Raw genomic sequence first — 13,667 nt, forward strand, 5'->3', positions numbered from 1 at the left:
AATATAGCGGATGTGCTAGCACCACATACCGTACTATGTTATCACACTTTCTTCATTTTTGCAAGGGAATTGGAAGATTTTTTTATTTAACGTAGACAATTCCTAACTTCCCAAAGGCCACTTCCCCGCGAATAATCAAGGTTTTGCTTGTTGGAGCTACAGGAGCGTCCGCCTTGGCTGCACCAAAGGATGTTTCTACTTTCAAATCGACACGCCAGTGTTGTGGAACATAGACGGTTGCATTTCCAAAAGCAACTTCGATATCCAGAGTAGCAAAATCACCCAACATCTCTGCATTGTCATAGTAGATTTTTGCATTTCCAAAAGCAACTTCTACTTGGTCGTCTACAAGATCTTGATCTTGTTTATAGAAAGTCCCACTTCCAAAAGCAACTTCCTTGTCTGTCAGAATGGTCTTTTTACCATCATACCACCATTTTTTTCCATTCCAAGTTCTGTTAGAATAAGTCAGCATGTTTACTCCGAGAACAATTAGAACTCCTGCCCAGATTAGCGTCTGATTTGGAATCGGTAAAATGTCATAAAAATGATTAGCAATCATGAGAGCTACAAAAGTTGTAAAAACTGCTGATGTCAGATGACGACGAAGCAAAGCTTCAACTGATTGATAGGCAAAAAATGCAATACCAAGCAAGGGCCAAATGTGCCCTCCAAGAGAAGGGATCCCAAAATTCCCCTGTAATAATATTAAAGCCGCCAAAATAAGCAACACAATACCAAATGCTTTCTTTTTCATCTTATTACCTCATGTTTCTTAGATTTTCTTTTAGGAGGGATTGGTAATGCCGTGACACATGAACCTCCTTGTGGGTCTGATAAAAGGAAATGGTGCCCGTTCCTGAAAAGGACTTGTCCACCGAATAAACTTGCCGAATATTAGCGATCGTTGACTTGGATACCCGACTAAAATAACGAGGAAGGATAGCCTCTAACTCATAGAGTTTAAGCCGAACCTCGTAGGCATCTTTCTGGGTATGGGCATAAATCTTGCTGCCTTCCGTCTCAAAGAAGAGAATTTCCGACAAGTCCAGATAATATTCGCCCGTCCCCTTGTAAAAAATCAACCGAGGAGACTTGGACTCTTGCAAGAGCCGCTGTAAATCTGCAATCTCATCTGTCAAAGTCGCTGCCTTGATGATAATTTCAGTTTCCTCTAAATTGCTGTCAATTTCGATTCGTAACTTCATTCCATCTCCTTTCTAACTCTACTATATCAAAGCCAAAATAAGAAAACAAGAGCAAAAAAGCAAGTGGTTACTTTAGACTCGTAAGTGGTTGTATGGCCACCTTAACTTACAGGTCAAAATAGAAAGAAAATCACACCCCACGCAAGACCACAAATATAACCAACTACTACATCCTTGGGATAATGCACTCCCCCTAAGACTCTCACTAGACCGAGGAAGGCTGATAATGTCAAACAAATCATCCCCATAGTTAGACTAGCATGCAAGCAAGCCATGGAGATAATGGTTGCTGAAAAGACATGACGACTGGGCATAGACTGACCAGGACTATCTCTGTCAAGCAAGGGTTTAATATCCCATTCCTCATAAGGCCTAGGAGCATTGATTTTCTTACGAAGAAAGGACAAAATCACAAAACCTGATGCAGGGATAAACACATAGATCAAGACTTGTTTCCCAAGTCCTTGTTGGAGATAGATAATTGCTAACAAGGTCAGATAAACTATAGGCATAACTACTGTCATGAACCGATTGAAAGTTCTTAACAGGCTCAGAAGAAAGAGCTTATTTTCAATATTAGCAGCAATATGGTCATACCATTCTTGATAATTTTTCATATATTTTCTCATTACTTACTCAAATTTTGCTTGCAGGGAAACACTTATCTTCTAGTATAGTGCAGAAAAAGAAGGCCGTCAAGCCTTCTTTGGATTTATTCTTCTGCTTCGTCTTCTGTAAACTGACTGTTATAGAGGTCAGCGTAGAAACCAGCTTGCGCCATCAGCTCATCATGATTTCCTTGCTCGATGATATTGCCATCTTTCATGACGAGAATCAAATCAGCATTTCGGATGGTAGACAAGCGGTGGGCGATGACAAAGGAAGTTCTTCCCTCCATCAAACGATCCATGGCTTTCTGAATCAATTCCTCTGTACGGGTATCAACAGAAGAAGTCGCCTCATCCAAAATCAAGAGTGGCGCATCTTTTAACAAAGCACGAGCAATAGTTAAGAGTTGTTTTTGCCCGACAGACAAGGTCACTGTATCATCCAAGACTGTATCGTAACCATCTGGTAGTGTCATAATAAAGTGGTGAATCCCTACAGCCTTGCTGGCTTCAATCACGCGCTCATCACTGATACCTTTTTGGTTATAGATAAGATTGTCGCGAATGGTTCCTTCAAAGAGCCAAGTGTCCTGCAAGACCATTGAAAAGGCATCGTGTACTTCCGAACGCTTCATCTCTTTGGTATCCACACCATCGATGCGGATACTTCCCTTATCAATCTCATAGAACTTCATCAAAAGATTGACAATAGTTGTCTTACCAGCCCCAGTCGGTCCGACAATCGCAATCTTTTGACCTGCATGAGCGGTCGCAGAAAAGTCATGGATAATAGTTCGCTCTGGTGTGTAACCAAAGGAAACTCTATCAAAGACCACTTGACCTTTCACATCGCTCAATTGTCTTGCTTTATAGAATTCATCTTCCATCTCCTCTTCAGCTAGAAATTCAAAGACACGTCCCATGGCCGCACTAGCCTGCTGAAGACTGGTAATTCCTTGGGCGATTTGTGAAAGAGGTTGAGAAAAGATACGAACGTAGGCCATAAAGGCAACGATAATCCCGATACTGATGTGTCCATTTAAAGCCAAGGCTGCACCAACGATAATCACCAAGGCATAGCTAAAGTTCCCAATAAACATCATAATCGGCATCATAATCCCTGAAATAAACTGAGATTTCCAGATACTATCATACAGACGATTGTTTAATTTCGCAAACTCTTCTTTCGTACTCTCGATAGCATTGTAACTGGTCACCACATTATGGCCAGAGTACACTTCCTCCACATAGCCATTGACAGCTGCCAAATCCTGTTGCTGACTCTTAAAGAAGCCCTGGGATTTGCCCATAAAGACAGACACGAAAGCAAAGCCAACAAGAGTTGACACAACCGTCACCAAGGCCAAAATCCAGTTCATCCCAAACATGGTTACCAAGACTGCTAAGACCAGTAAAGTGGATGAAAGAACTGTTCCCAGACTTTGATTAAGGGACTGGGCTGCAGTGTCAACATCATTGGTCACACGAGACAAGGTATCTCCTTGAGAATGTCCATCAAAATATCCCAATGGTAGGCTATTGATTTTCTCTGCAATAGCTCTTCTCAAACGCTCTGAAAAACGTTGAATGGCTGTTGTAAACAGAAAGGCCTGCAAATAATTTGATAGAAGTCCAATCACATAAATCACGGCTAAAAAACCACCAATAGCTGCAACCGCCACGACATCCACACTTGTTTCCAGACCACTGGCAATAATATTAGTCATTTCCTTGATGCGGGTTGGACCATATACAGTAATGATATTGGATACGATTGTTGCTAGAAAGGCTATCAGAAGGGCAAACTGGAGGCCTGCAAGATAGGGTTTACTCTGTTTCCAGAGATACATTTTCTTATTTTCCATGTTCCAATTCCTCCTTCGATAGTTGTGAATAGGCAATTTCTTGGTAAACTTCGTTATTAGCTAGAAGTTCCTTGTGGGTGCCTTGTCCCACGACTTTACCTTGATCCAAGACCAAAATCAAATCAGCATCCATAATCGTTGAAATACGCTGTGCGACGATAAGCTTGGTCATAGACTTGGTTTTCTCTGCTAGCTCTTGGCGTAGGACACGGTCTGTCTTGTAGTCCAAGGCTGAGAAGGAGTCATCAAAGATGAGGATTTCTGGCTTCCGAGCCAAGGCACGCGCAATTGCCAGACGCTGTCTTTGACCACCTGAGAAGTTGGTTCCTCCTTGGGCCACTTCTGACTCTAAGCCCTCTTCCTTGTCTTCGATAAAGTTCTTAGACTGGGCCAATTCCAAGGCTTGCCACATAGATTGCTCACTAAGTGGTGTTTCTTGACTCTGTCCAAAGTCTAGATTGCCCTTGACATTACCTGAAAAGAGAACCGCTTTCTGAGGAATATAACCAACCTTGTTGCGCAAATCTTCTAAGGCATAGTCTTGAACATTGACACCGTCCACCAGAATTTCTCCTGCTGATACGTCATAGAAACGTGGAATCAGATTGACCAGAGTTGATTTACCAGAACCTGTTGACCCAATAAAGGCCACTGTTTGACCAGCTTCTGCTCTAAAGCTAACATGCTCGATAACCGCCTCCGAATTTGCCGCATAGCGGAAGGTCACATCCTTAAATTCGACCTGACCTTTGAGGTTTTCATCAGCCAGCTGCACTTGACCAGGGTTTTGGATAGACGAATGCAAATCTAAAACCTGATTAATCCGCTTAGCAGAGACCATAGTTCGGGGAAGAACGATGAAGAGTGCTCCCATGAGAAGGAAGCCCATGACAACCTGCATGGCATAAGACATGAAAACAATCATGTCACTAAAGAGAGGCAGACGTGCTGTCGGAGCAGCATCGTTGATTACATAGGCCCCAATCCAGTAAATAGCCACACTCAAACCACTTGAAATCCCCATCATGATAGGGTTCAAAATAGCCATAAGACGGTTGACAAACAAATTCAAGCGTGTCAATTCATCATTTGCTGCTGCAAATTTTTCATTTTGGTATTCTTCAGCATTGTAGGCGCGAACGACACGAATACCTGTTAAACTCTCACGAGTGATACTGTTCAGTTTATCTGTCAGCCCCTGAATCAAGGACTGTTTTGGAAAGGCTAGCGTCATCAAAACTGTCGTCATCAGGACGTTGACAATCACTGCCACAAGTACGGCCCAGAGCCAGTATTCCGAATGACCTAAAATCTTCCCAATAGCCCAGATAGCCATAATTGGACCACGTGTTACCACTTGCAAGCCCATGGTAATCAACATTTGAACTTGAGTAATGTCATTGGTGGTACGAGTTAAAAGACTGGGAATAGAGAATTTCTTAATCTCTGTCTGCGAGTAATCCAAAACTCGGTTAAAAATATCACTTCTCAACCTACTAGTATAAGAAGCCGCCACTCGGGATGCAAAAAATCCAACTGCAACTACGGACAAGAAGGCAAGAAAGGACATTCCCACCATCATGCTTGCCGGCTGCCACAACTCATCTAAATTAGTTCCTTGACTACCTAGCAAATCCGTAATTTTCGAGATATAGGTCGGCACTTCCAACTCTAGATAGACCGAAAAGCAAGTAAATAGAATGGCTAGTAAAATCATCCCCCATTCTTTTCTACTAATTCGTTTGGCTAATTTCTTCATTCTCTCCTCCTATTCCCTTGATATTTGCCTGTAGTTGACCGAGAACTTTCTCAAAAATCAGTAATTCATCTTCATCAATGTCTTCCATCAACTGCTTGTCAATTCGTTCAAAAAAGGCCTTAACCTGCTGCATCTGAGAACGAGCTTTGTCCGTCAAACGAACAAATTTTGCCCGCTTATCGCTAGGATTCGCCTCCAATTCCACCAAACCATTTTGCACCATACGCTTGACCAAATTACTAGCAACAGACTTGGTAATATTGAGTTCCTGCTCGATATCTTTAATCAAGACCAAGTCTTGGTTTTTCTCACGATTATCCAAAAAACGCACAACCTGACCTTGAGGCCCACCCATAAATTCAATACCACAACGTTTGGCTTCCTTTTGCACCATCAGGTGAATCTGATGACCAAAACGCTTAAAGACTAACATCGGTTTATCCATACTAACTCCTTTCTAACTATCACATTTAGTTCTCCTAGGAACTAAATAAGTTTTCATGAGAACTATTTTACCACTTTGAAAAGAGATGTCAAGAAAAAGTTTCCTAGAGAACTATTTTCTTGATTCAAAAAATCCCAAGTGATTTTTTCACTTAGGATCATGTTCTCTAGGTTAAATTAGAACCCGTCTACATTTGTGTAGATTTTTTGTACGTCTTCGTCGTCTTCAAGGACACTGTAAAGTTTTTCAAAGGTTTCAAGGTCATCGCCTGACAATTCCACTTCTGACTGAGGAATCATTTCCAATTCAGTAACTTGGAATTCTTCGACACCTGACTCACGAAGGGCAACGATAGCCTTATGAAGATCAGTTGGAGCTGTGTAAACTGTGATTGTACCTTCTTCTGCTTCTACGTCGTCCACATCAACATCCGCTTCGAGCAACTGCTCAAAGACTGCGTCCGCATCTTCACCTGCAAATACGATAACTCCCTTGTTGTCAAAGAGGTAAGAAACAGAACCTGAAGCACCCATGTTTCCGCCGTTTTTACCAAAGGCTGCACGGACATTAGCCGCTGTACGGTTAACGTTTGAAGTCAAAGTATCCACGATCAACATAGAACCATTTGGTCCAAAACCTTCGTAACGTCCTTCTGTAAAGGTTTCGTCTGTGTTTCCTTTAGCCTTGTCCAAAGCTTTATCGATAACGTGTTTTGGCACTTGGGCTTGTTTAGCACGGTCGATAACGAATTTCAAGGCTGAGTTTGATTCTGGATCCGGATCACCTTTTTTAGCTGCTACATAGATTTCTACACCAAATTTTGCATATACTTTAGAGTTAGCTCCATCTTTAGCCGTTTTCTTGGCTACGATATTGGCCCATTTACGTCCCATTAGGAATCTCCTTTTTTCACATTTTAATCTTTCTTATTATAACACAAGTTTTTTCGATTTTCACTAGAGGAAACGGATTTTATTAGCAAATACAGCTAGGAGAGCACTTTTGTTGCCAATATTTCCTTGCCTTTCCATCATTATCAACATTCAAAAAACAAACTAGACCATTATCTGAAAATAGAAAATCTCAGCCAAGTTTGACAAAGTCCGCTCAAGCTACTGTTTTGAGGTTGTAGATATAAGCGATAAAAACCATTATACTGCACCTTTTGTTGACAGTCTACTCCAGACATATCATAGTTCAAGTAAATACTTTGAAATTCAACAGTTCTTATAGGCACTATTGTATTCTAAGAAATCAATAGAAGAGTTTCTAAACAAAACCATAATTTATGTGTTCTTGAAACAGAAATTTATGCTCTTTTTGATTTCACATGATACTGAAGTTAGACTAGTACAACGGCACTTCTAAAACAAGTAAAAGGTAGCTAATTCCCTGTATAGCAAGGAGTTTCACTACCCTTTTTACTTTTTCTTACAGCCCCTGTTTGATAGACTCATTTTAACATCACGAGCATGCTCCAATGGAAATCGCTAGGCAAGAGATAAACTTTCAGATATTCGCAGAGAGATCATCGCCTCTTTTTGTCGCAAACATTCTTCCCCCCTAATCATTTTCTACCTTATCCTCTACCTGAGGATAGAGAGTCGTTCCCCAAATAGAAATCGTCCGCTTACGCACTAGGGGCAAATCGGTTTTTTCATAAACCGTACGCCACCATTCCCAGGCAAGTCCGGTACACTCTCTAATTTTGATAGAGAGATTGCGAACATTCCCTTTTAAAGGAATACTAGTGGTAAAGTGAGCCGTCAAATCCTGGCCATTTCTGTCCCAAGCCTTAGGAGTCAAGATTTCCTTACCTTGATTATCATAGGATAATTCATCCCAAGTAATGTAATATTGGGCAACATAGGCACCGCTATGATCCAAGAGTAAATCTCCGTTTCTGTAAGCTGTCACCTTAGTCTCAACATAGTCTGTACTGTTTTGAAAGGTCGCAACTACATTGTCCCGTAAAAAAGAAGTTGTATAAGAAATCGGCAAACCTGGATGATCGGCTGTAAAGCGACTGCCTTCTTGAATCAAGTCCTCTACCATATCCACCTTGCCTGTTACAACTCGGGCACCCGAACTCGGGTCGCCCCCTAAAATAACCGCCTTCACTTCTGTATTGTCCAAAATCTGTTTCCACTCTGTCTGAGGAGCTACCTTGACTCCTTTTATCAAAGCTTCAAAAGCAGCCTCTACTTCATCACTCTTACTCGTGGTTTCCAACTTGAGATAGACCTGACGCCCGTAAGCAACACTCGAAATATAGACCAAAGGACGCTCTGCAGAAATTCCTCTCTGCCTCAAATCCTCTACCGTTACAGTATCTTGAAACACATCTCCTGGATTTTTAACAGCATCTACGCTGACTGTATAATAAATCTGCTTAAAATTAACAATCTGAATCTGCTTTTCGCCCGAATGGACAGAGTTAAAATCAATATCAAGAGAATTCCCTGTCTTTTCAAAGTCAGAACCAAACTTGACCTTGAGTTGTTCCATGCTGTGAGCCGTGATTTTTTCATACTGCATTCTAGCTGGGACATTATTGACCTGACCATAATCTTGATGCCACTTGGCCAACAAATCGTTTACCGCTCCGCGAACACTTGAATTGCTGGGATCCTCTACTTGGAGAAAGCTATCACTACTTGCCAAACCAGGCAAATCAATACTATAAGTCATTGGGGCACGATCGACCGCAAGAAGAGTGGGATTATTCTCTAACAAGGTCTCATCCACTACGAGAAGTGCTCCAGGATAGAGGCGACTGTCGTTGGTAGCTGTTACAGAAATATCACTTGTATTTGTCGACAGGCTCCGCTTCTTTCTTTCGATAACAACAAACTCATCGGGTAACTGATTCCCCTCTTTGATGAAACGATTTTCAATACTCTCTCCCTGATGGGTCAAGAGTTTCTTTTTATCGTAATCCATAGCTAGTATAAAGTCATTTACTGCTTTATTTGCCATCTTCTACCTCCTAATAAGTTCCTGGATTGAGTTGCATAAACTCAGACTTGTTCAGTGAAATCAGCTGTGGTTGGACTAAGTGATCCAAAACTTCCTCGTATAATTCTTCTGAGACATTGCGTCGCCGTCTGGCTAGATAAGAAGTCGGAATGACCGTATTATCCAACATAAATACCTTATCTAAGTCAATCAAAGTTGGTCTTGTAAAAGGATTACGAGCTAAATCCGGCTCTTCTATCATAAAGTTCTTGACCAAACGTCTGGTCAAGAGAGCTGGTTTGAAGGTCTGATTTTTAATCAACTCTTTGTTTTTAGTCATGCTGTTGTCAATACAGATATACATATGATTCTTCACAGCCAAATCGCTACTAATAGTCGGAAAAGGCAAATAAAGAGCTACAACATCTCCTCTCTTAATCAAGTAAGAGCACCCCCTTTTCTCCTAATGTAACATAGACAGGATTGACCAAGTCTTCTGATTGACTCAGAATTTCCAAAGTTTGAGTTTGGCGCGCTGTCAATTTAGTAGCATCTTGTCTCTTCAATACAAAATGCTTGTCGCCAATTACCTTGACACTATAATCCTTCTCCAAAGCTGACTGGTAAATCCACATCAGATATTGTCTGTCCTGAGAACTCAAGAGAGAAGGATGTTCAAGTCTCCCGATAGTCTGATAAAAATCAAAAACAGGAGCCAAAGATTGCCAATCTGACTGGCTAGTTGTCAAGGCTAGAAAAAGAGCTTTGCGAGCTGATACTTCTTGGTTAGCCTTGAGAGTTACTTTTCCCTCCAAGTTTTTTAGAAAGTGGGAAACTCCAGAAAGCAAATCTTTCTCTAACTGCGAGAAATAAAAACCTTGCCTTCCCAGACACAAGTCTCTCAAGTCGCTTTCTCTAGCAAATAAGAGTTCAAATAGTTGATAGTAAAAGAAAAATATCTGGCACTGAGTCGCGCTCATCTCTTCTTTATTGGATTCTTTTTTTAACCAGAGTAAGGGCAATAGGTAGCTGGATTGAAACATTTCCTTCACCTCCTACTCTTTTTTCCCTGGAGCATCTGCACTAGCTGCCACTTCTTTTGACTGGATACTTTCCCACTGGTTGATTTCCTCTGAGATAAGACTTTCGCATGTCTTGACAAATAGGGCAAAAGCCTTGGTTTTTCCTGCATATTTCTCCGTTTGGCATTGATAAAGGAATTTTTCTCTCTCCAGGAGTTGCGCAGTCTTTTGGTAAGAAATCCAGTGTTCCTTTGCATTATACAAATTGAGAATCCCCTCACACAGCAAGCCTAGACTGGACAAGGCAACCGAAATCAAACGGTAGCGATCACCTGGCATAGGAATAGCGCAAAAAACAGCTATCAGGAAACCTGCCACAATTTCTGTTATTTTTAATACCTTATAGCGTCTACGATGTTGAACACTTTTCTTTAAAAAATGAGCTATCTGTACATCCAATCGATCTGTCAGGTACATTTCTTCTGGCGTCATGTTCGTAACCCCTTTCATTTACTTTGATAATCATAGTATAACATATTTGAATGTCAAAGTATAGTAAAAACTGGACTATAGCTTATTATAAAATCCAAATATGAAATGTTTATGAAATAAGGGAAAAGTATCACAAAAAGGATGGAACAAAAAGTTTCAAAATGATAAAAACGCATAATACCTTGCCTTAAAAAGCTTGATATTATGCGTTTTATCAGAGAAAGATTTTCTGAATGTTCACCTCAGATTGAGTTTTTCCAACATTCTATCAATCACTATTCTAGCTAGTTTCCGACTCATCTAAGCATTGCTTATCTTAACTGAGCAAGAATAGCTTTGAGTTTTTCAATCAACTCATCTTCTGTGTGGTCAGACTCTTTCTCATTGGCTAGGAAGGCAACTGCTTGAGCGAGAGCTTCTCGTGCTTGGTCGAGAACTTTGGCATCTACACTTGTAAGGTCGCTTTCTTGCAGAACCTTAGTCAATTCCTTGGTCAATTTCTTGAGTTCTGACTCTTTCTTACGACGAGCGATGAGGAAGAGAAGGAGACCAAGAAGGGCGAGTAGGCTGCCAATCATCGTACCGTACGGAAGATGACCTTGCTCTTTGCTTGTTTCTTTCCTTTCTTCTTCATCCTTAGTCGTTTGCTTGCCTTTCAAGGATTCGAGAGCTTCTTTGATCTTAGCAGTAATCTCTTTCAAGCCTGCCTCTGTCAAGTCAGCATTTCTAAGGGCTTCTTGACCCTCTCCGAGAATGACCTTCGCAGCGTCAATGACAGATTGATCAATACCATCCAAGTCTTTCAAACGAGTTTCCAAGTCTTGAATCAAATCTCTTAAGACTGATTTATCAACCTGTTTCTCTTGACTCGATTGAGTGCCACCAGCAAAGGTTACACTTCTCCGGTTACGGGTTGGTGGTGTCACACTGGTGTTAGTGTTGCCACCGTTATTAGTGTTGCCACCGTTATTAGTGTTGCCACCATTGTTGGTGTTGCCACCAGCGTTAGTGTTGCCACCATTGTTAGTGTTGCCATCGGTGTTAGTGTTGCCACCGTTATTAGTGTTACCACCATTGTTAGTGTTACCACCATTGTTAGTGTTGCCACCGGTGTTAGTGTTGCCACCGTTATTAATGTTGCCACCATTGTTGGCGCTTGCTGTGGCTGTGACCTTATTGATTTCACCAATACCAGCAGCCTTCGCTTCATCTACTTTAGCTTTCGTATTTGCTGCGTCAACATTCGATTTCGCTGCTTTTAGGGCTTCGTTGACTTTCTTAACTGCCTCAGCTTTCTCTTCCTCTGTTAAGTGGTCAATACGGTCGAACGATTCCCTCTTAGTTGTTGCTGCTTGCTCTAACTCCTGAATCGCCCCATCCCTATCAATCGGATCTGTAGCTTGAATACTTCTGTCCGACAAAGAAGAAACGTAATCATCTTTTGGTCTTTCTGTTCCTTGATAAACAACTGCTAAAATTGCTCTCAAAGATTCTGTCCCTATTCTATTTTTTTTATAATCAGCTGGAGTAAAGATAGCAGTCCCATCACCTCGAACTAATGTTACAGCAACAACTTCATATCCTTCTGCACGAGGATTTAACCAGTCATCTCTATCGTGACCACCTTTAACTAAAAAAGCTTTTACCTGTGTTCCAGATTGAATATGAGAGCTTGGTAAATTTCCTGGCATTCTCACTGTAACTATTGGCTTCTCATTTGCTTTTTCTTTTAAATCTTCACTACTCGTATCAAAGGTAACTTTAGGAAGATGAAAATTAAGTGTTAATTCTTTTTGTACCCTGTGACCATTTTCAGCAATTGCGGTGACAACTATTCGTCTAGTACCAAAAATATTTTTTGGTGGTGTCCCAGTCGCTCTCAGTATCGCTTTCCTAGTCCCTTTGTTCTCTAAATTAACTTTCAAATTCAGGTCTTCCAAACCACTCACAGTGATTTCGCGAATAGGCGAATTATCTGATTCTGCCAGCCAATATAAGTTAAAGCCAGAAATAGAGGTATTATTTTGAAAATACTTCGCATCTCTCCCATCAAGTACATCTGTACGATTTCTGCCTGACCCACTTCTGACACCAAAACCAACTCTAAGATTTGAAGATATGGTATCTCTCTTACCTCGAGAATGCGAGGAGAAGCTCCCACCATTCTTTAATTGAGTTGCCTTTTTATACTCCTCAAGTGCAGCATTAAAGACATCCTGATTGACAAGCCCATTTTCTGATTGTCCCAATGCTTCGTTGAGTTTATCGTAAGCTTCCTTGAGTTTTTGGACTTGTTCTGGATTTTCAGTGCTGGTCTTCAGTTCTTGGAGGAGATGATGGATTTTTTCCGATAGAGGATAGCTACCTGAACCATTTGTGTAGTCTGTAGCTTCCTCCGCCGTTTCCTTGGTTTCTTGATTTTCTGCTGGTGCTAGCATTGCAGGAGGGGTTAGTTGTCCTCTGCGACCTCGCCCCCGTCTGGGAGTTGGGCTTACTTCACTTGTAGTCGCGCTCCCTCCTTCCCCAAGCTGAGCTGGGGATGTGAGTCCACCAGCCAAAGCCTTGTTGACCTCCTCAGTCAAGGCTTTCATGACTTGAACCTGGGCATTAACCTCCTCTTGACTGGAGTTTGGATTATCAAGAATAGCTTTAGCTCTTGCTAGACTCTCCTCTACACGAGCATGGAGTTCTTTCATAGAATCCAGAGTCAGATTGGCAAGTAAAGCTTGTAGACTAGTTTGAGCAGATTGGGCAAGCGACTTATCTACAACTATACTGATTGCCTCTGCTTGATTCTCTTTCTTACCTTCTTCGCTATCTTTTACTAGAGACTTGTTTTTATCTGAACTTTCTTGATTGCCTTGGGTAGAAGGCTCTAGCTGGTTGGGATTTTTACCAGAAGTTTTTTCGCTTAAAGCCTCAGCCCCATCCGAGGAAGAACTTATAACATCACTGGTTCTAGCCACTTCGCTCTCTGTAGCTGGAGAAATATCAGGCGTTTGCGCCTGTACTGTCCCATTGGCAAAAAACATCAGCGCCGCAACGGCAACGCTGGCAGCACCAAAGTGGTACTTCCTTATTGAATAACGGAAAATTTTCTCTCCATTACCATCATTCTTTTTCTTGAACATAAGTGAATCCTTTCCTTGCCTGAGAGCTTCCCTGAGCTTAGAAAGCGCGCAAAAAGCCGACAGACGATAATATATCAACTCTATACTAACACTTCTGACATACAAATCAACCCCCTCGCTGATAGTATAGAGTCAGAAAATGCAAGAGAAAAGCGACATTATATATATATATATATATA

At 41.4% G+C, this 13,667-nt stretch carries 12 protein-coding genes; all 12 read right to left on the minus strand.

Features of this window, described 5'->3' with window-relative positions; all coding sequences use genetic code 11:
- Positions 1–82: 82 nt before the first annotated feature.
- Positions 83–757: a hypothetical protein gene (locus tag HT714_RS01005; RefSeq protein WP_173226184.1), complete on the minus strand. Its 675-nt coding sequence runs from the start codon at positions 755–757 to the stop codon at positions 83–85.
- 4 nt (positions 758–761) lie between these two features.
- Positions 762–1,208 (minus strand): LytTR family DNA-binding domain-containing protein, encoded by a 447-nt coding sequence (locus tag HT714_RS01010; protein WP_033684350.1) that lies wholly within the window; start codon positions 1,206–1,208, stop codon positions 762–764.
- 113 nt (positions 1,209–1,321) lie between these two features.
- On the minus strand, positions 1,322–1,825 hold the full coding sequence (locus tag HT714_RS01015) for a phosphatase PAP2 family protein (RefSeq protein ID WP_173226182.1): 504 nt from the start codon (positions 1,823–1,825) through the stop codon (positions 1,322–1,324).
- A 95-nt stretch (positions 1,826–1,920) separates the two neighbouring features.
- Positions 1,921–3,681, minus strand: coding sequence for an ABC transporter ATP-binding protein (locus HT714_RS01020; protein WP_173226180.1), 1,761 nt, complete (start codon positions 3,679–3,681; stop codon positions 1,921–1,923).
- Entirely contained in the window at positions 3,671–5,440 is a 1,770-nt protein-coding gene (locus HT714_RS01025; protein WP_173226178.1) for an ABC transporter ATP-binding protein, read from the minus strand. Before HT714_RS01025 ends, HT714_RS01020 begins: the two co-directional genes overlap by 11 nt.
- The gene (locus HT714_RS01030; protein WP_173226176.1) at positions 5,415–5,885 is read right to left on the minus strand and encodes a MarR family winged helix-turn-helix transcriptional regulator; all 471 of its coding nucleotides are present in this window, start codon (positions 5,883–5,885) and stop codon (positions 5,415–5,417) included. Before HT714_RS01030 ends, HT714_RS01025 begins: the two co-directional genes overlap by 26 nt.
- Before the next feature lie 176 nt (positions 5,886–6,061).
- Positions 6,062–6,778, minus strand: a complete 717-nt coding sequence (locus tag HT714_RS01035) for a YebC/PmpR family DNA-binding transcriptional regulator (protein WP_000532883.1) — start codon at positions 6,776–6,778, stop codon at positions 6,062–6,064.
- Between the two features lie 670 nt (positions 6,779–7,448).
- A complete protein-coding gene (gene ply / locus HT714_RS01040; RefSeq protein ID WP_173251347.1) occupies positions 7,449–8,864 on the minus strand; it encodes a cholesterol-dependent cytolysin pneumolysin in 1,416 nt (471 codons plus the stop codon).
- Between the two features lie 10 nt (positions 8,865–8,874).
- Positions 8,875–9,285 carry a hypothetical protein gene (locus tag HT714_RS01045; RefSeq protein WP_000595753.1) on the minus strand — a complete coding sequence of 137 codons (411 nt, stop codon included), beginning with the start codon at positions 9,283–9,285 and terminating at the stop codon, positions 8,875–8,877.
- Complete coding sequence (locus HT714_RS01050; protein WP_173225250.1) at positions 9,278–9,886, minus strand: hypothetical protein; 609 nt, start codon at positions 9,884–9,886, stop codon at positions 9,278–9,280. The genes HT714_RS01045 and HT714_RS01050 overlap by 8 nt, the downstream gene beginning before the upstream one ends.
- A gap of 12 nt (positions 9,887–9,898) precedes the next feature.
- Positions 9,899–10,357 (minus strand): DUF4231 domain-containing protein, encoded by a 459-nt coding sequence (locus HT714_RS01055; protein WP_138699800.1) that lies wholly within the window; start codon positions 10,355–10,357, stop codon positions 9,899–9,901.
- Positions 10,358–10,668: 311 nt separating this feature from the next.
- Positions 10,669–13,488 (minus strand): DUF1542 domain-containing protein, encoded by a 2,820-nt coding sequence (locus HT714_RS09545; RefSeq protein ID WP_240148083.1) that lies wholly within the window; start codon positions 13,486–13,488, stop codon positions 10,669–10,671.
- Positions 13,489–13,667 lie beyond the last annotated feature (179 nt).

Origin of the sequence: Streptococcus sp. 3705 (genome assembly GCF_013277145.1) — a bacterium.
Classification (GTDB): Bacteria; Bacillota; Bacilli; order Lactobacillales; family Streptococcaceae; genus Streptococcus.

What these genes read in the sequence shown, in the direction of transcription:
- HT714_RS01005 (WP_173226184.1), bottom strand. Translation starts at nt 757, where the DNA reads ATGAAAAAGAAAGCATTTGGTATTGTGTTGCTTATTTTGGCGGCTTTA.
- HT714_RS01010 (WP_033684350.1), bottom strand. Translation starts at nt 1,208, where the DNA reads ATGAAGTTACGAATCGAAATTGACAGCAATTTAGAGGAAACTGAAATT.
- HT714_RS01015 (WP_173226182.1), bottom strand. Translation starts at nt 1,825, where the DNA reads ATGAAAAATTATCAAGAATGGTATGACCATATTGCTGCTAATATTGAA.
- HT714_RS01020 (WP_173226180.1), bottom strand. Translation starts at nt 3,681, where the DNA reads ATGGAAAATAAGAAAATGTATCTCTGGAAACAGAGTAAACCCTATCTT.
- HT714_RS01025 (WP_173226178.1), bottom strand. Translation starts at nt 5,440, where the DNA reads ATGAAGAAATTAGCCAAACGAATTAGTAGAAAAGAATGGGGGATGATT.
- HT714_RS01030 (WP_173226176.1), bottom strand. Translation starts at nt 5,885, where the DNA reads ATGGATAAACCGATGTTAGTCTTTAAGCGTTTTGGTCATCAGATTCAC.
- HT714_RS01035 (WP_000532883.1), bottom strand. Translation starts at nt 6,778, where the DNA reads ATGGGACGTAAATGGGCCAATATCGTAGCCAAGAAAACGGCTAAAGAT.
- ply (WP_173251347.1), bottom strand. Translation starts at nt 8,864, where the DNA reads ATGGCAAATAAAGCAGTAAATGACTTTATACTAGCTATGGATTACGAT.
- HT714_RS01050 (WP_173225250.1), bottom strand. Translation starts at nt 9,886, where the DNA reads ATGTTTCAATCCAGCTACCTATTGCCCTTACTCTGGTTAAAAAAAGAA.
- HT714_RS01055 (WP_138699800.1), bottom strand. Translation starts at nt 10,357, where the DNA reads ATGACGCCAGAAGAAATGTACCTGACAGATCGATTGGATGTACAGATA.
- HT714_RS09545 (WP_240148083.1), bottom strand. Translation starts at nt 13,488, where the DNA reads ATGTTCAAGAAAAAGAATGATGGTAATGGAGAGAAAATTTTCCGTTAT.